The 16,078-nt window shown below is 71.9% G+C and carries 19 protein-coding genes; 12 read left to right on the top strand and 7 right to left on the bottom strand.

Annotated features, from left to right (window positions below; all coding sequences use genetic code 11):
* Nucleotides 1-166 precede the first annotated feature (166 nt).
* Nucleotides 167-1,525, top strand: a complete 1,359-nt coding sequence (locus C5N14_RS18080) for a hypothetical protein (protein WP_207892776.1) — start codon at nt 167-169, stop codon at nt 1,523-1,525.
* A 119-nt stretch (nt 1,526-1,644) separates the two neighbouring features.
* Here C5N14_RS18080 and C5N14_RS18075 read toward each other — a convergent pair whose 3' ends face one another.
* From C5N14_RS18075 to C5N14_RS18060, 4 genes are read right to left on the bottom strand one after another with little or no spacing between them, the layout of a single operon-like run.
* Nucleotides 1,645-2,196, bottom strand: coding sequence for an NADAR family protein (locus C5N14_RS18075; RefSeq protein WP_117669263.1), 552 nt, complete (start codon nt 2,194-2,196; stop codon nt 1,645-1,647).
* A gap of 56 nt (nt 2,197-2,252) precedes the next feature.
* Entirely contained in the window at nt 2,253-2,894 is a 642-nt protein-coding gene (locus tag C5N14_RS18070) for an SRPBCC family protein (RefSeq protein ID WP_117669262.1), read from the bottom strand.
* On the bottom strand, nt 2,891-3,253 hold the full coding sequence (locus tag C5N14_RS18065) for a helix-turn-helix transcriptional regulator (RefSeq protein ID WP_117669261.1): 363 nt from the start codon (nt 3,251-3,253) through the stop codon (nt 2,891-2,893). The genes C5N14_RS18070 and C5N14_RS18065 overlap by 4 nt, the downstream gene beginning before the upstream one ends.
* A 23-nt stretch (nt 3,254-3,276) precedes the next feature.
* On the bottom strand, nt 3,277-3,462 hold the full coding sequence (locus C5N14_RS18060; protein WP_243639743.1) for a GH25 family lysozyme: 186 nt from the start codon (nt 3,460-3,462) through the stop codon (nt 3,277-3,279).
* Nucleotides 3,463-3,727: 265 nt separating this feature from the next.
* Between C5N14_RS18060 and C5N14_RS18055 the strand changes: the two genes are divergently transcribed.
* Nucleotides 3,728-4,711 (top strand): DUF559 domain-containing protein, encoded by a 984-nt coding sequence (locus C5N14_RS18055; protein ID WP_117669260.1) that lies wholly within the window; start codon nt 3,728-3,730, stop codon nt 4,709-4,711.
* Nucleotides 4,712-4,915: 204 nt separating this feature from the next.
* Here C5N14_RS18055 and C5N14_RS18050 read toward each other — a convergent pair whose 3' ends face one another.
* Complete coding sequence (locus tag C5N14_RS18050; RefSeq protein WP_117669327.1) at nt 4,916-5,308, bottom strand: MarR family winged helix-turn-helix transcriptional regulator; 393 nt, start codon at nt 5,306-5,308, stop codon at nt 4,916-4,918.
* 185 nt (nt 5,309-5,493) lie between these two features.
* Between C5N14_RS18050 and C5N14_RS18045 the strand changes: the two genes are divergently transcribed.
* Nucleotides 5,494-7,293 (top strand): ABC transporter ATP-binding protein, encoded by a 1,800-nt coding sequence (locus C5N14_RS18045; protein WP_117669259.1) that lies wholly within the window; start codon nt 5,494-5,496, stop codon nt 7,291-7,293.
* Nucleotides 7,294-7,337: 44 nt separating this feature from the next.
* Here C5N14_RS18045 and C5N14_RS18040 read toward each other — a convergent pair whose 3' ends face one another.
* Nucleotides 7,338-7,655 (bottom strand): hypothetical protein, encoded by a 318-nt coding sequence (locus C5N14_RS18040; protein WP_117669258.1) that lies wholly within the window; start codon nt 7,653-7,655, stop codon nt 7,338-7,340.
* A gap of 2 nt (nt 7,656-7,657) precedes the next feature.
* Nucleotides 7,658-7,951, bottom strand: coding sequence for a DivIVA domain-containing protein (locus tag C5N14_RS18035; RefSeq protein ID WP_243639730.1), 294 nt, complete (start codon nt 7,949-7,951; stop codon nt 7,658-7,660).
* Nucleotides 7,952-8,266: 315 nt separating this feature from the next.
* Here C5N14_RS18035 and C5N14_RS18030 point away from each other — a divergent pair, with 315 nt between their 5' ends.
* The 9 genes from C5N14_RS18030 to C5N14_RS17990 all read left to right on the top strand — a co-directional run bounded on the left by C5N14_RS18030 (nt 8,267) and on the right by C5N14_RS17990 (nt 16,057).
* On the top strand, nt 8,267-8,506 hold the full coding sequence (locus C5N14_RS18030; protein ID WP_117669325.1) for a winged helix-turn-helix domain-containing protein: 240 nt from the start codon (nt 8,267-8,269) through the stop codon (nt 8,504-8,506).
* A gap of 109 nt (nt 8,507-8,615) precedes the next feature.
* The gene (locus tag C5N14_RS32705; protein WP_207892775.1) at nt 8,616-9,338 is read left to right on the top strand and encodes a restriction endonuclease; all 723 of its coding nucleotides are present in this window, start codon (nt 8,616-8,618) and stop codon (nt 9,336-9,338) included.
* Nucleotides 9,339-9,518: 180 nt separating this feature from the next.
* Nucleotides 9,519-11,708: an EAL domain-containing protein gene (locus C5N14_RS18020; RefSeq protein ID WP_117669257.1), complete on the top strand. Its 2,190-nt coding sequence runs from the start codon at nt 9,519-9,521 to the stop codon at nt 11,706-11,708.
* On the top strand, nt 11,705-12,028 hold the full coding sequence (locus tag C5N14_RS18015) for a hypothetical protein (protein ID WP_117669256.1): 324 nt from the start codon (nt 11,705-11,707) through the stop codon (nt 12,026-12,028). The genes C5N14_RS18020 and C5N14_RS18015 overlap by 4 nt, the downstream gene beginning before the upstream one ends.
* Nucleotides 12,029-12,182: 154 nt before the next feature.
* Complete coding sequence (locus C5N14_RS18010; protein WP_117669255.1) at nt 12,183-13,190, top strand: hypothetical protein; 1,008 nt, start codon at nt 12,183-12,185, stop codon at nt 13,188-13,190.
* 33 nt (nt 13,191-13,223) lie between these two features.
* Entirely contained in the window at nt 13,224-13,631 is a 408-nt protein-coding gene (locus tag C5N14_RS18005) for a hypothetical protein (RefSeq protein WP_117669254.1), read from the top strand.
* A complete protein-coding gene (locus C5N14_RS18000; protein WP_117669253.1) occupies nt 13,628-14,503 on the top strand; it encodes a hypothetical protein in 876 nt (291 codons plus the stop codon). The genes C5N14_RS18005 and C5N14_RS18000 overlap by 4 nt, the downstream gene beginning before the upstream one ends.
* Nucleotides 14,493-15,110, top strand: a complete 618-nt coding sequence (locus tag C5N14_RS17995; protein ID WP_117669252.1) for a thymidylate synthase — start codon at nt 14,493-14,495, stop codon at nt 15,108-15,110. Before C5N14_RS18000 ends, C5N14_RS17995 begins: the two co-directional genes overlap by 11 nt.
* Entirely contained in the window at nt 15,110-16,057 is a 948-nt protein-coding gene (locus C5N14_RS17990) for a hypothetical protein (protein WP_128763603.1), read from the top strand. Before C5N14_RS17995 ends, C5N14_RS17990 begins: the two co-directional genes overlap by 1 nt.
* Nucleotides 16,058-16,078 lie beyond the last annotated feature (21 nt).

The following is a 16,078-nucleotide window of genomic DNA, read 5'->3' as shown; positions in this document are numbered from 1 at the left end:
GGAGCGCCGGAGCGCACCCCGTGCCCGCCCGGCGGCGTCGCCGTCCCACCCCACCCGCACCGCGGCGCCGACCGCCCGAAGGATGCCCCACCACCTGAGGCAGGCCCCACCGCGGCGCGCCCACCGCCGACGAGAGTCCCACCACCGCAGAGATGAGGAAGACGACATGACGCACCTGTCCGCGTCCCCGCAGCGCCGCGCCGCCGTCGCGCTGGCCGGCGTCGGCCTGCTGGTCGCCGCCACCGGCACCGCCCCCGCCGCCGCCAGCGGCCCGGAGGTCGACTTCCCGCGGTTCAGCTACGCGGGGACCGCGTTCGACAAGAGCCAGCTCTCCTACAACCCGACCAACGAGTTCATCTTCCCCAGCGTCATCCGGGCCGCCGACTACTTCGCCGACCCGCTGGGCGAGTACTACCTGTACTACGCCCCGCACGAGCGGCCCGGCGGCATCTCCCTGGCCTACTCCGACTCGATCGACGGCCCGTGGACCGAGTACGCGGCCAACCCGCTGGTCGGCAACACCTGGCTGCCGCACTACCCGACGGTCAGCCACGTCTCCTCACCGCACGCGGTGTGGGTCGAGGGCGAGGGCAAGCTCTTCCTCTACTTCCACGGCGAGAACTCGATCACCCGGTACGCGACCTCCACCGACGGCGTCCACTTCGACTACGGCGGCACCGCGATCAGCCGGAACAGCACCACCGGCGGGGAGACCTCCTACGCCCGGGTCTTCGAGCAGTCGGTGCCCCGGCTCGGCACCCGGTACCTGATGCTGTTCATGGACAACCCCACGGCCGCCCTGCCCGGCCCGACCGGCCCGGTGTCCCGGCGCATCCGCTGGGCGGTGTCGAACGACGCCCGGAACTGGGCGATCCAGCCGGAGCCCATGGTCACCCCGCAGGGCGATGAGGGGCCGAACGCCTCCGGTCCGTTCTTCCTGCGCTGGCAGGGCCGCAACCTGGTGGTCTTCCACGCCGCTGACGGCAACATGCACGCCGTCGACGTCGGCGAGAATTTCGACCGCGAGGTACACCTCGGCGTCGTGCACGACTCCCTGGCCGGGGCCCCGGACCTCGGCCGCTCGGCCGCGCCGACGTTCTACTTCGACGGAAGCACCGCGCACATGTACTACGAGGCCGGCGGCCGACTCACCGCGACGATCGGGCACGCCGTGGCCACCCTGCCCGCGCCGGTGCCCACCAGGGAGCTGGACTGCGCGGTGGACCGGCCCGTGCTCTGGCCGCCGAACCACCAACTCGTCGACGTCGACGTCACCGTCGACCTGCCCGACGGGGTGCTCGGCCCGCGCGCCTTCACCCTGGCCGAGGTCACCGGCGGTGACGCCGCCGATGTCGCCGGGTTCGTCACCGGCACCCCGGACACCGCCGGTCGGCTGCGCGCCGAACGCGCCGGCAACGGCGGGGACCGGGTCTACACCCTGCGGTACGCCGGCCACGACGAGATCGGTCGCCCGGTGGGCTGCTCCGTCACCGTCACCGTCCCGCACGACCAGCGCCCGGCCTGACCGTCCTCGACCAGCGCCCGGCCTGACCGTCCTCGTCCCCCGGGCGCGACCGGGGCGAGCGGTCGCCCCGGGGCCCGCCGGCCCGGCCCCCGTCCAGGGGCCGGGCCGGTCGCCGCCTGTCAGGCGCGCAGGGCCGCCCGGGCGTCCATCAGGGCGAAGCCGAGCAGGTTGTCGCCCCGCCAGCGGGCCGGATCCTCGACGGCGGGGTCATCGGCGGCCAGGCCGACGCCCCACACCCGGTCCACCGGGCTCGCCTCGACCAGCACCCGGTCGCCGGTGGCCAGCAGGAACGCGCGCAGGTCCGCGTGCTGGGCGAACTTGGCCACGCTGCCGGCCACCACGACGTCGTACCGGTGGGCCGCCCAGACGGCCTCGTCGAAGCCGCGCACCCGGCGGCCGAGGGCCTTGGCCCGCTGCGGGTGCCCGGCGGCGAGGACCTGCTCCGCCACCGCGTCGTCGCCGAAGTGGACGGCTTTGCGCCACATCATCCAGTGCTCGGCGGTGTCGAAGACCCGACCGTCCACGGTGAACGGCGCGGGCCACCACTGACTCAGGCAGCCCGGCCCGACGGAGCCGTCGCGCCGGGGCCGGTGGCCCCAGAAGGGGAGGTATCTCACCGGGGCGCCGGCGTCGTGCAGGGCCACCAGGTCGGCGACGGATCGAGGCGACATGGCCGACAGTCTGCCCCGTCACCCCGACGGCGCGCCGCCGGATTTCGGCCGGGCGGTCAGCCCGCCGGGGCGGTGTACGCCGCCGTGACGCGTTCCGCCGCCGCGGCGGCCTCGGCCGGGTCGGTGCCGGCCGCCACGTCGGCCTCGGCCCACAGCCGGCTGCTCGCCGCTATGAACTCCCGCCCCTCGGCCGACGCCGCCCACTGCGCGCCCTGTTCCGGTATGCCGGCGTCCTCGCCCCCGATGCGCAGGTACGTGGCCAGCCCGAGCAGCCCCATGTCCCAGCCGATGCCGGTCGCGCCGGGCCCGAAGTTGGCCCAGCTCACGTCGTCGACGTGCGCGACGTGCTCCAGCGTGAACCGGGTCCGGCCGCTGGTCTCCGGGGTGAGACGCACCTCGATCCAGCTCACCTCGCCGCCGTACTCCCAGGTGGCGGCGAAGCTCTCCGGCGGGTCGCAGCGCTGCACCACGCCGCCGGCGTTGCCCTCGAACTGGTAGCGGCCGTGCAGCCGCAGCTCGCCGCTGACCGGCAGGAACCAGCGCGGGATGCGCTCGGGGCTGGTGCAGGCGTCCCAGACGTCCTCGACCGGGGCGTCGTACGTCTGGCTGATGGTGAGCACCCGGGCCTCGCCGGCCGGCAGCATCCGGCTGCCCATCCGGCGCTGCACGGTGCTGATCTGGTGGGTCGCGTCGATCATCGTGGGATGTCCTCTCCGGGTTCCTCGGCGGCCAGCCGGCGTTCCCGGCGGCCCCGGGCCAGCTCCGTGGCCAAGGCGTGCAGCGGCGGCGTCCAGAACCGGCGGAAGTGGCCGAGCCAGTCGTCGACCTCGCGCAGCGGCTCCGGGTTGACCGCGTACAGCCGGCGGGCGCCCTGCGGTCGCACGGTGGCGAAGCCGCTGTCCCGCAGCACCTTCAGGTGCTGGGACACGGCCGGCTGGGAGATGCCGAACTCCGCCCGGATCACCTCGCAGACGGCCCCGGCGCTGCGCTCGCCCTCGGCGAGCAGCTCCAGGATCCGCCGGCGTACCGGCTCGCCGAGGACGTCGAAGGCATGCACCCGCCCTTTATATCAGACTCGGCTTATACGATGCGGGCGATCCAGCTACGCATCGACGCCTGGCTCAGCCCTGAGCAGGTGGCGCCGTACGGGTTGTACTCGTACTGCTGGGCGAAGTACGGGTTGGTGTACCCGGTGCCCTCGGTCGCCTTGACGTACGCGAACCGGGCGCCGTTGGCCCAGGCGGTCGACCAGTCGTAGGGGGCGATACATCTTTCCTCCCGGAGGGGGTGTCGCTGGCGGCGACGTGGGGGAGTTACGGCCGCCGCGCCCCGCCGCGTGCCCGCCCCGTGATCGTCTGCTGATTTCGGAGACTCCGGCCGGCGTGTCGGCTCCGAAATCAGCAGACGATCACGGTTGCCCGATCATGGTTTCCCATAGCAGGTCCGGGGGGTGGCTGGTGCCCGTCCACAGGTGGTGCGCCGTCCACAGGGCGGGTTGCGGCCGAGGTCGTCGGGGGACACCGTCGGCGGCGTGAACGCCGAGTTGGAATCACTGCTGGACCGCCATGACGGGCTGCTCACCCAGTCACTGGCGACCCAGGTGGTGCCCGCCTGGGTGCTGCGCCAGGCACGCGAGGCGGGACGGCTGCTCCGGGTGCTGCCCGGCGTGTACGTCGACGCTCGGCTGGCGCACCCGTCCGGCGCCCCTTCGCGGCACCGACTTCCGCCCGACGCGTCGCCGCCCGTCCCGCCTCTCGCGCGGTTCCCGGCCGAGCTGCGGCACCGCGCCGCGCTGGCGTACGGGGCCGGGCGCGGCGCGCTCGGCGGGCTCACCGCCCTGCACGCCTGGGGCGTACGCGGGCAACCCGACGGGGAGCCGGTGCACCTCGACGTGCCGGCCGGTTCGGGGCTGCGCTGCCGGCCGTACCTCGTGCTGCACCACCGGCGTGGGTTCGTCGCGGCGCCCCCGCACGCCGTGACCCGGCGCGGCGTGACCGTCGCCCGGCTGGAACGGGCGCTGGTCGACGCCTGGCCGCTGCTGCCAGCCGTCGACCGCCCCGCCCCGCTGATCCGAGCGGTCAACGACGGCCTGACCACCCCGGCCAGGGTCGAGGCGGCGCTCGCCGGGGCGCCCAGGCTCACTCGCCGTGCCGCACTGCGCGCGCTGCTGGACCGGCTGGCCGCCGGCTGCCGCAGCCCGCTGGAGGTGTGGGGGCACGACCACGTCTTCACCGGCCCGGCGATGCCCCGTCTGCGGCGGCAGTTCCGGGTGCGGATCGAGGGGCGCACCATGTACCTCGACGTCTACGCCGAGCGGGAACGGGTCGACTTCGAGCTGGACGGGGCCACCACCCACGGTGATCCCCGGCAGCGGGAGGTCGACCTGCGCCGCGACGCGCTGCTGGCCACCCGCGGCATCCTCGTCGTCCGCTTCGCCCACCGCAGGCTGGTAGGCGAGCCGGACCGGGTGCGCGCCGAGGTCCTGGCCATCCTGGCCAGCCGCCGCACCGGCTGACCTGCCAGGCGGCGGCCCGGCCCGGGGGGCGGAGCCCTCCGCGCAGCTCACCCCCTTCACGCGGTCGGCGGGCAGGCTGTGCGGGAGGCGGGGCGCCCACGGAGGCGGGGCCGCTGGGCGGGGGCGGGGCGGTCGGCCGCGGTGGCCCGCCAGCCGGGTTCGGTCGGCCCGGACCAGGTGCGGTCCTTCCCGGCCGGGGGACGGTCAGTCGCGCAGGGTGCGCAGGATGCGGGCCAGGTGGGCCCGGTCGGTCGGGCCGAGCCCGCCGAAGAGGCGCTCTGCCTCCGCATGCCGGGCCGCCCGGATCGCCGCCCCGACCCGGGTGCCCTCGGCGGTCGGCGTGACCAGGGTGGCCCGCCGGTCGGCCGGGTCGGGACGGCGGGCGACCAGCCCTCGTTCCTCCAGCCCGTCGACCACCTCGGTGGTGGAGCGCGGCGCGATGCGCAGGTGCTCGGCGAGCGCGCTGAGCCGCATCGGGCCGTGCCGGGTCAGCACGCCCAGCGCGCGGGCGTGCCCGGGGTTGATCGCCCACGGTTCGAGGGTCTGCCGGGACAGGTGACGCAGCCGCCGGGCGACGGCCCAGAAGCTCTCGGCCAGGCCCTCCTCGTGCGCCCCCGCGCTCTCCTCGCCCGCTCCGGCGCTCTCCTCGCCCGCCCGGGCAGGGTGCTCCGGACCGGATGCGCGGTCGTCGGCGGTCACCGGAATACCGTAGCAGCATTTCCTGTTGTCACCTCATGATGAGGTAACCTCAGCATCATCGTTCCCCACCGGAAGGCACCCCCTTGGACACACCCCCCACCCATCGTGCGGGCCGGGGCGATCCCCGCACCGTCAGCCCCGCCGAGAAGGCCCAGGCCCGACAGGTGTCGCTGCGCCGGATCGGCCGGCTCTTCGCCCCGCACCGCTGGCAGCTCGGCACCGTCACCGCGATCATCGTGGCCTCCTCGGTCGTCGCCATGGCGTCGCCGTTCCTGCTGCGTACCGTGATCGACCGGGCCCTGCCGGAGCGCGACCTGTCGCTGCTGGCCCGGCTGGTGCTCGGCATGGTCGCCGTCGCGGTCGTGACCGCGGCCCTCGGCGTGATCCAGACCTGGCTCTCCACCCGCGTCGGCCAGCAGGTCATGCACCGGCTGCGCACGGACGTCTTCGCCCACCTGCACCGCCAGTCGATCGCGTTCTTCACCCGCACTCGCACCGGCGAGGTGCAGTCCCGGATCACCAACGACATCGGCGGCATGCAGACGGTGGTCACCTCCACCGCCACCTCGGTCGCGTCGAACCTCACCACGGTCGTCGCCACCGCCGTCGCCATGGCGGCGCTGTCCTGGCGGCTGTCGCTGATCTCCCTGGTCGTGCTTCCCCCGTCGATCTGGCTCACCCGCCGGGTCGCCCGGATGCGGCGGGAGATCACCGTGCAGCGGCAGCGGGAACTGGCCGACCTCAACGTCACCATCGAGGAAGGGCTGTCGATCAGCGGCGTGCAGCTCAGCAAGACCCTCGGCGCGGGGGCCGCGCTCGTCGACCGGTTCACCGCCTCGTCGGCCCGCCTGGTCGACCTGGAGCTGCGCTCCGACCTGGCCGGCCGCTGGCGGATGGCCTCGATGAGTGTCATCTTCGCCGCCATCCCCGCGCTCATCTACCTCGGCGCCGGCCTCCCCGGGACCGCCGGCACGCTGAGCATCGGCACCCTGGTCGCCTTCACCGCCCTCCAGGGCGGGCTGTTCCGGCCGCTCATGGGCCTGCTCGACGTGGGTGTCTCGCTCACCGCCTCGATGGCGCTGTTCGCCCGGATCTTCGAGTACCTCGACCTCCCCGTCGAGGTCGCCGACCCCGAGCGGCCGGTCGAGATCGACCCGCGCCGGGTCCGCGGCCACGTCCGCGTCGAGGGCGTCACGTTCACGTACCCGGGCAGCGACACCGCCGCCCTCGCCGGGGTCACCCTCGACGTGCCGGCGGGCACCGGCCTGGCCGTGGTCGGGCACACCGGTTCGGGCAAGAGCACCCTCGCCGCCCTGGTCAGCCGCCTGCACGACCCCACCGCCGGCCGGGTCACCATCGACGGCGTCGACCTGCGCGACCTGCGGCTGACCGACCTGGCCGCCGTCGTGGGCGTGGTCAGCCAGGAGACGTACCTGCTGCACACCACCGTGCGGGAGAACCTGCGGTACGCCCGGCCGGACGCCACCGACGCCGAGATCGAGGGCGCGGCCCGCGCCGCCCAGATCCACGACCTCATCGTCGCCCTGCCCGACGGGTACGACACCATGGTCGGCTCGCGGGGGCACCGGTTCTCCGGCGGGGAGAAGCAGCGCCTCGCCATCGCCCGTACCCTGCTGCGCGACCCCCGGGTGCTGGTCCTCGACGAGGCCACCAGCGCGCTGGACACCGAGACCGAGCGCGCCGTGCAGCGGGCGTTCGACGAGTTGTCCCGGGGACGTACCACGATCACGATCGCCCACCGGCTCTCCACCGTGCGCGACGCCGACCAGATCGCCGTCCTCGACCACGGTCGGATCGTCGAGTCCGGCACGCACGACGGCCTGCTCGACCGCGCCGGCCGCTACGCCGCCCTCGCCGCCTGACCGGTCGAACGGGTGGCGCCTGGTCCGGCTGGCCGCGCCGCCCCTCACGACCGCGTGCGAACCGGCGGGAGTGGTCGGGCCGCCCCGGTACGCACGGGCGGATCACCGGTCCGGCGTGGCCTGACCTGCCCCGGCGGTCCGGCGGGCAGCGCCGGACGAAGGCCGGCGAGCTGGACGTAGATTTCGCGTTTGGCGGTGGCCAGGCCGCGATGGTCGAGCACGTAACCGGTCAGCCAGATCCAGCCGTGGTAGGTCGGCAGGTCGGGCACCGACACGACGCGGAAGGTGAGGGCCCGGTCCCCGGCGAACTGCACCGAGGCGCGGCCGTCGATGGTCAGCAGGTCGCCAGGAGAGGGGTGCATCGCTACCAGCGGCCCCGGTCGGGTGGCTGCGGCTCCGGCGGGCGGCACTCCTGGGCGTGCATGATCTGCCAGTCGCGCAGCGCCCGCTTGAGCCGGTCGTTCTCCTGTACGAGCAGCCGCACCTCCTCGTACAGCTCGGTCAGCTCGTCGGCCAGCCGGGTCTGGAACTCGCGTACCTGATCGGCGTCGACGCCGCGCCGACGCGGGTCGAACGCTCGGGTACGCACCTCGTGCGGGGTCAACCGGGCCGGCTGGCCCGTTCCGTGGAGCTGGCCACCTCGGTACACCTGGGCCACGATGATCCTTTCCGGGGCAGACGGAAACGTGCAGGGTCCGTGCGGTGGGTCGGGAAGGGCGGGCCGTCCGCGCCGGCCACGGACGGCCCGCCCGCTCCGCCGCCGCAGCCCGGTTCGGCGGTACGGCAGTGGAGCAGCCCGGTGGATCGGGGCGGGCAGGGGGCGCCCGCCCCGATCGGGGGATGAGCCGATCTCGTTGCCACGCGAGGAGCGGCCCTGGTCCAACAGTAACGGCTTAGTCGTTTAAGTCAACCACTGGCTGTTGTCGTTCATGGGCGTTTCGTGATCGAATTGGCGAGCCACGCAAGGAGCGCCATGCCTACAACACCCGACTACATCCGCATTGCCGACGACATCGTTGCCGCTGTCAAGGCGCGCAAGCTCAAGCCCGAGGACAAGCTGCCGCCGATCGCGCAGATGGCGGTGGACTACAAGGTCGGCACGTCCACGATTCAGATGGTCTATGTGCGCCTTGAGGCGTTGCGCGTCATCCGGCGGCACCAGGGCAAGGGCATCTTCGTCACCGATCCGAAGACCTGGATGCGGGAGCCGTAGACGGACGAGGCCGGTGCCGGCGTGACGGGTAGCCGACAGAACCGGCGTCGGGGCGTGAAATCTGTCCCCGCCGATCGGCAAGCTGGTGTCCCGTCGTCGGAGGTGCCGCATGCCGTACGTGAAGTCCCACATCCGCCGCGACGGTGCCCGGGTCCGGGCCCACTACCGCAAGCGGCGGCGCGCTCGCGGCGGCGGGGCGGCCCGCCGTGGTCGGTCCGGCAGCGCGGCGCCACTCCTCTGGGGCGTGCCCGCGCTGGTGCTCGTGGTCCTGGCGGTCGACTTCGTGCGGCGGCACCCGTACTGGTCGGTCCTCCTGGTGGCGGTCGTCGGCCTCGCCGTCGCCGGGTTGCTCTTCGCGCGGGCGAGGCAGCGGGCCCGACAGCGGGCTGAGCAGGAACGACAGCGGGCTGAACAGGCCCGGCGGGACCGGCTGATCGCGGTGACGGACGCGATGTCCGGGCCGGAGTTCGAGCGGTGGTTCGCCCGGCTGTTGGAGGCGTCGGGGTTCCGGCAGGTCACGGTCACGGGTGGGGCGGGGGACCGGGGCGCGGACGTCGTGGCGGTCGCGCCGGACGGGCGGCGGGTGGTGGTGCAGTGCAAGCGGCAGAGCGCGCACAACCGGGTGGGCAGCGCCGCCATCCAGCGCTTCGCGGGGACCTGCCGCGAGGTGCACGGGGGCCAGCTCTGCGTGATCGTGACCAACAGCTTCTTCACGGCGGGCGACGGCGTGCGGCTGGCCCGGCAGCTCGACATCGCGCTGGTGGACCGGGCGGCTCTGGAAACCTGGGCGTGGACGCGCACACCGCCCCCGGGCCTGTGCGTGGCCCGCTGAGTCTCCCGATCGGCCGTCCGCTCGGGCGGCAGGCCGGGTGCTCGCCGGCCGATTTCCCATTGACGGGTATCTGACTCGGCCGTCAGATCAAGGACGCTCGTCGAAACCGATAACCTCGCCCTGAGCGCTGCTCCGATTCCGTCTCGTCAGCGCGGGCGGATCATCCAGTGGGGGTTCTGCATGGCGCCGAGCCGGCGGCGGGCGGTTCTGATCGGGGTCAACCAGGGCGGGAGCGACGTTCGGCTGCCCGCCCTGCGATATGCGGAACGCGATGTCCAGGCGGTCCGGGGAGTGCTGCTCGACGAGGAGATCGGCACCTTCGACGACGCCGACATCAGGATGTACGTCGGCGCGGAGGCGACCTGGCGTGAGATCAAGGCCGGGCTTCGCGAGATGGCGTTGGACTCCGGCCCCTCCGACGTGCTGCTCGTGTACTTCGCCGGCCACGCGTTGGTGCCCGAGTGGAGCACCCAGCTCGACGCGTACCTCGTCACGGCGGACCTCAACCCGGACGCCCTCCGCCGGGAGCCGGACAACGGCCTGCGGATGGCCTTCCTCAAGCGGGACGTCTTCGAGACCTTCGCCGGCACCTCCTTCCTCGTCCTCGACTGCTGCCACGCCGGGATCTATCTCGACGCCGACCTGCGCCACGCCGAGGCGATGCAGACCTACCGCACCCGGGTCGACCGGCACAGCGCGCTGCTGGCCTGTCGCAAGGGTGCGGCGGCGCGGGAGAACGAGGAGTACGGGCACGGCGTGCTGACCTACCACCTGCTCAGCGCCCTTCGCGGTGGGGCCGCGGACGACAGGGGCCGGGTGTCGTTCGGTCAGATGGCCGCGTTCGTGGCCGAGCAGGGGCTCGAACCACCGCCGGTCCAACTCGTCCACATGTGGGGCCCGACCACCGTGCTGGTCCAACCGCCGACCTCGCGGCACGAGCGTCGGTTGCAGAGTTCGCCCGCCAACCCCAGCACCACCCGGCCCTGCAAGAGCCCCCTTGAGGACCAGTCCAGCTCCATCGTGCAGCTGCTCGGTCGGGTCTTCCGGTCCGAGGCCCACCCGATGCGGGGGTCCCAGCAGCGCGGGCACGCCGAGCGGGTGGAGATCGTCCGGCACGCGCTGGCCGCGAGCTCCGTGGCCGTGGTGGAGTTCTCCGGCTCGGCCATCCGGGTGGCCGACTCCACTGCCCGCTTCGACAAGGAGGAGCTGCGACCGCTGCTGGAACTCAGCTCCGCCGACGCGAGCCGGTACCGCACGTCGATGCCCGGGCACATCGTCTCGAACGACGCCGGGCTGCGGCTGCTCTGCGTTCCGCTCTCCTACGAGGACGATCGCATCCTCACGTTGACCGTCGTCGACCCGGCCGTCGCGCTGCTCGACATGGGCGAGCCGCTCGCCGTCATGCTCCGGGCCCTGTGGGACTCGGACCTCCTCGGCGACCCGTTACAGGCCGAGATGCAGGTGGCGACCGCCCTGCGCACCGCCTTCGGTCGGCTGCCACTGAACCTGTACGAGTACGCCTTCAGCCTCTACCAGAAGCTGGTCGACTCCATGATCATGGTGTTCCAGCCCGTCGTGGAGCTGGACCTGCGCCCGGCCGGAGTGAGCATCCACAGCTTCGAGGCCCTCGCGCGCCGCAGCGACAAGGAGCTTCGCGCGCCACTCGCCGCGCTGCAGATGGCGTACGTCTGGGGCGACCGCTTCATCATCGAGCGAGACTCGCTGCTGCTCGCCAAGTCGATCCACTCGTACGCCGCCGCGGACGCGGACGCCCCGTGGCACGGCACCAAGCCGCTGTCGGTGAACGTCGCGGTCCGCTCACTGCTCAGCGCCTCGTACGTCAACCAGGTGAGTCGGGCGCTAGCCGAGGCCGCCATGCATCCGCGAACGCTCACGCTGGAGATCTCCGAGCAGGACGCGATCCAGCCCGGTCCGGGGGAGCGGTGGCCGCAGGAGCCGCTGCTCTACTTCCACCGACGACTCACCGAACTGGCCCGGGAGCTTCGGATCAGCTTCGCCGTCGACGACTTCGGCGTCGGGTACGCCTCGCTGGCCCGGATGGCGGAGCTGCCGCTGACCCAGATCAAGGTCGACCGCGCGGTGCTGCACCATCCGATGGCGCTGGAGGAACTCGCGCTGGTGGCGCGGGTGTCCCGGCACGCGAGCGACCTCGGGCAGGCCCCCACGCCGCGAGCCGTCATCGTGGAGGGGTTCGACGAGGCGGCGCCGGTGACCCTCAAGCAGATCTACGACCTGGGAATCCACCACGTGCAGGGATTCTTCAGCGGCGCCGTCGCGTCGACGTCGCTGCAACCACTGGATCAAGCCGCCCGCGAGCGGATCGCGGGCCTGGTGAGAGGCGAGGAATGACCACCGTCAAACTGCTGTTGCCGGCCGAGGTCTTCGAGGAACTCGACCTGCCGTACGAGGGCGTCCGTGACCTGTCGGCGATCACCCTCGCCGTCGAAGGGACGGGCCTGCTGGCGAACCTCGCCGCACTCGCCGCGTTGCAGCCCCAACTGAGCGACCTGGTGGCCGCGATTCGCAACTGGCGGCTGCGGGATCCGCGCCCCTCGGTGACCCTGACGGTCACCGGCCCCGGAATCGACCTGAAGGTGGACCTGCCGCGGAATGTCAGCCGGGCTCGATTGTTGGAACAACTCCGCCCGCTCCTCGACGACCAGGACTGACCCTCCATTCGACGTGCGGGACTGATCGGATCGGGACTCGCGGAGCCGTGCTGACTTGACCGGCCACCGTTCGTCAGGGGAGCATTCTCGTCATCGACCGACGTCGGCGCGAAGGGCGTCGGAGCCACCCAAACCCACCTCGCCGGAGGAGCGCGTGGCTGAATCGTTACCGACGCCCGGCCAGGACGAGGGGCGATTGCTGTCCAGGTCGTATCGCATCGTCAACGCCGGTTGCGGCGAGTACGCATTCACCGATCTTCGTGAGACAGCGCTCGGCGGCGTGCAGAACCGGCATTTTCGCCTTTTCACGCCGGTCAAGCGGAAGCGGATGCGACTGCCCACCTCCCTTCCGGAGTTCTCCGCCCTCCGGCATGTGGCCAACCTGTCGGACAGCCCGCTCACGGTCGCGGCCGAACTCGGCGGGCACTGGACTGAGCACAACCTCGCCGCCATCACCCACGTCGCCGCCTGCAACTTCCGATGTCCCTACTGCTATGTCGACTTCGGTCACCTGTCCGGTGCTGACAGTTTCGTCGCCACCGCCGCTGACGTGGTCGACGAGTTCGTCCTGCTGCGGCGGTCGATGGAGGCGCCTGGCCGCAGGCTCAGCCTGCTCCGCGTCAGCGGCGGCGAACCCCTGCTGGCGCCCGCTCTCGTGATCGGCATCCATCGCGAACTGCGCCGGCGCGAACTGCTCTCCTCCAGCGTGCTCAAGGTGGAGTCCAATCTCTCCGCGCTTCCGTCGGCCTGGCGGGAGAACTCGATCCGGCTGACGCAGGACGAGGCCGTCGAAATGTCCCGCGTCAAGCTCCACTCCACCCTCCATTTCCCTCCGGGCGCCAAGCTCTGGCCGGCGATCCGGAGCGGCATCGAGTTCGCACTCGGTATCGGGTTCGACGTGTACCCGGCTGTCGGCGCGAACGACTGGACCGGCGAGCAACTCGAACGGCTCCACGACGAACTGGCCGAGATCAGCCCCGGTCTCCCCGCACGGCTGGCGGTGCGGCCGTTCCACCTCGACTATCCCGTCCTGGCCGACCGGCGGCGACTGCCCCGTCCCAGGGAATCCGAGGCGCCGTCCGTGTTGTGGGAGAACATTCTCCTCAGCAGGTCGGGCGCGAGGTATCTCCAAAGACCTCGGCACCTGGTGCCGTTGAACTGATGATCGCATTTCGGTAGTGTGGAGAGAGTTTCCGTGATCAGCTCAGTCACGATCTGCAGCAGTTCCAAGTTCTACGACACGGCGCGGCGAGCCGAGGACCTTCTCCGCAAGGCGGGTCTGACCGTCTACACCCCGCGCTACGACTACAGCGAGGAGCAGGTGCGGGTCGGCGAGTCGGACAAGATTCGACTGACCCGCGAGTTTCTCGACAAGGTCGCCAGGTCTGATGCTGTCTTCGTCATCGCGAACGGTGGGTATGCGGGGGTGAGCGTCTGCATCGAAGTGGGCTACGCCGTCGGCCAGGGCAAGACGGTGGTGTTCTCCGAGCAGCCGACCGAGTTCGCCCTGCGGGCGTTGGTCGACGCGGTCGTGCCGGTCGACGAGATCGGTGACGAGGTGCGTCGGATCAGCCGGGTCTCACCTGCCGAGGGCTCGGCGTGATCGTCGCCGCGCCCGGCTCGTCCAGCCGCCTGCACGGCCCGGTCGCCGGTCTCACCACCGGTCTCTTTCCGGGTCTGGCGCGGGGCCATCCTCGTTCCCTGTGGCACCGCGCCGCCGCCGACACCCTCGTCCTCTGCCGAGGCTTCGACATCCCGCAGTTGGTCGCGACGGGCGTCGTCGACGTCGGGATCACCGGTTACGACGTATGCGTCGAATGGTCGCTCGCCCGCGCCGAGAGGCTGGTGTTGCGCGCGCTACCCGCCGTGCGGACGTCCTTCGTCACGTACTGCACGGTGCCCGGCCGCGACGTGCGGACGATCTACACCGAGTACCCGGCCATCACCCGCGCGTGGATCACGGCGCGGGCCGGTGCCGGGGAGCCACGGGTCGTGACGTTGCACGGCTCCACGGAGGGAGTCATCAGGGCGGATCCGCACGGCGCCGGCGTCCTGCTCGTGACATCGGGCGAGACGCTGGCGGTGAACGGGCTGGACCACGACATCCCCCTGATGGCGACGGACGTCTGCCTGGTGACCCGTACCGCGGACTCGCCCGTTCCGGGGGTGTTCGACCTCGCGGCGATGCCCGTCCTGGAGATGCCGTCCTTCATGGCGGCAGCAGCGGCCGGACGGAAGCGGTGTGGTCTGATGCCGGGCTGGATCGCCGTGAGTGAGCAGTGGCTCGACACCGGAGCCCGGCTGGACTCGGGGGCCGTCGCGTTCCACCGGCCCGACCTGGTCGTACGGCCCGAGCTGACGGGCTGGTGGGACTTCGGCAGCGTGGAGGCGTTCTACCAGTCCAACAGGTACCTGCAGAGGGCCTGCGCGACGACGACGCGGGACCGGTCACGGGGGTCGCACGGTGGAGATTGAGATCGGAACCGTCGCGTCCGGCTGGCAGAACGTCATCGCCCTGTACTCCGGGCAGCTACCTGTCCGGATCGCCACGCGTCACGGCGTGTCGTTCGACATTCCCGGCCTGACGGTGTGGCTGCGGAATCCGGCGGACCTGACGCCGCCCCCGGGGTACCCCTATCCCGAGCTGATCAAGGACTACCGGGACCGGGTCTTCGGTGAGCAGCGCGAGTCTTCGCTGCTCTATCAGCGGCTGCGCCGCTGGGCCCCGCCGGCCGGCGCACCGGTCGACCAGTTCGAGCAGGCGGTCGCCCTGCTCCGCCAGGACGAGCACACCCGATCGGCGGTCTTCTCGACCTGGCGGCCGGAGGAGGACCTCGGCGGCCTGTTTCCCGTCTCACCGGTGGGCGGCGCGCTGAGGATCGTCGGAGGCAACCTTCTCCTCTTCCTGACCGCGCGCAGTGTGGACGTCTGGGTGGGCCTGGTGCCCGAGTTGCTCACCTTCGGGCAGCTCGTCTCGGACGCGGCGCTGGACCTGCGGCTCACCGGAAGCAAGGTGTGTTACCAGGCATGGAGCGCCCACCTGTACGAAGTCGACTACCTGACGTATGTGTCGGGGGCGTGATGACCCGTTCGCTGACGCTGCTCGACAGCGGCGTGATCGACTCTCACACGATCGACAAGCTTCTGCAGTCGGTCGTGTTCTTCTCCGACCGCGTCGTGCTGCGCGCGTCCTTCGAGGTCGCAACGCCGTATCGCGAGCGGACCGTGGAAATAGACCGACGGATCGACGACCTGCACGACGCGGGCCTGCTGAAGCTGTGGGGCCACGAGTACGAGCTGGACGACTCGGGCAGGGTGCGGGTGGGACGTGCCGCCGGGCGCGGCCGGAGAGCTGATCTCGTGATACCGCAGGGCCAGTTGCGCGAGAGCCTGACCCGGATGGACGAGGTGATGCGCGCCGTCCGGGAGGAAGCCTATCGGCCTGCCGAGGGCGCGGCGCGACCCCTGAGGCAGGGAGCGGCGGAGATCGTCAGCCTCCGTAACCACATGGCCTCGCTGGTGATCTCCTCCGAGCTCCAGCAGGATGGAATGTTGACCAACCCCGCGGTCAGGACGCACCTCGCCAACAGCCTCGGGCACCAACCGGCGGAGCGGTTCGAGGCCGCGGTTGTCCGGGACGTCCTCGGGCAGTTGCGAATCGGCTCGCTGAATCAGCTCAGCGTGGCGCAGATCGTTGAAGCGCGACGGCTCAACGGTGCCTTCCGTGCCCTGCTGGACGACTCGCTGCTCGCGATGGCGCGTGGCTACGACCCGGTGCTGACCCCGGAGGCCACCGCGCGCGAGCTGACCCGCCGCTACCGCGAAACGGTGGCGGAGTTCGCCCGGCCGCGGGTCGCCCGGCAGGCCGTGGAGGAGGTCGCCTGGGACATCCTCGGCGCGACCGTCCCCTCGACGGTGGTCTTCAAGTACGGCCTCCGCGCTCTCACGTGGCGTAAGGCGGCTCAGCGCGCCCGACCCTTCCTGCTGCTCATGCACCTCGAACGGGCATTCCGGCAGCCCCGGGCGTGATTCTCCGAAGCGACCTGCGTT

This window comes from Micromonospora sp. MW-13, assembly GCF_003434305.1.
Classification (GTDB): Bacteria; Actinomycetota; Actinomycetes; order Mycobacteriales; family Micromonosporaceae; genus Micromonospora.
Note: the sequence above shows the minus strand (reverse complement) of the source record. Positions and strands in the feature narration are given on the sequence as shown.

Excerpts from the sequence above, each read along its gene's own strand:
- C5N14_RS18080 (WP_207892776.1), top strand. The coding sequence starts at position 167 with ATGACGCACCTGTCCGCGTCCCCGCAGCGCCGCGCCGCCGTCGCGCTG.
- C5N14_RS18075 (WP_117669263.1), bottom strand. The coding sequence starts at position 2,196 with ATGTCGCCTCGATCCGTCGCCGACCTGGTGGCCCTGCACGACGCCGGC.
- C5N14_RS18070 (WP_117669262.1), bottom strand. The coding sequence starts at position 2,894 with ATGATCGACGCGACCCACCAGATCAGCACCGTGCAGCGCCGGATGGGC.
- C5N14_RS18040 (WP_117669258.1), bottom strand. The coding sequence starts at position 7,655 with ATGCACCCCTCTCCTGGCGACCTGCTGACCATCGACGGCCGCGCCTCG.
- C5N14_RS18030 (WP_117669325.1), top strand. The coding sequence starts at position 8,267 with ATGCCTACAACACCCGACTACATCCGCATTGCCGACGACATCGTTGCC.
- C5N14_RS32705 (WP_207892775.1), top strand. The coding sequence starts at position 8,616 with ATGCCGTACGTGAAGTCCCACATCCGCCGCGACGGTGCCCGGGTCCGG.
- C5N14_RS18020 (WP_117669257.1), top strand. The coding sequence starts at position 9,519 with ATGGCGCCGAGCCGGCGGCGGGCGGTTCTGATCGGGGTCAACCAGGGC.
- C5N14_RS18015 (WP_117669256.1), top strand. The coding sequence starts at position 11,705 with ATGACCACCGTCAAACTGCTGTTGCCGGCCGAGGTCTTCGAGGAACTC.
- C5N14_RS17990 (WP_128763603.1), top strand. The coding sequence starts at position 15,110 with ATGACCCGTTCGCTGACGCTGCTCGACAGCGGCGTGATCGACTCTCAC.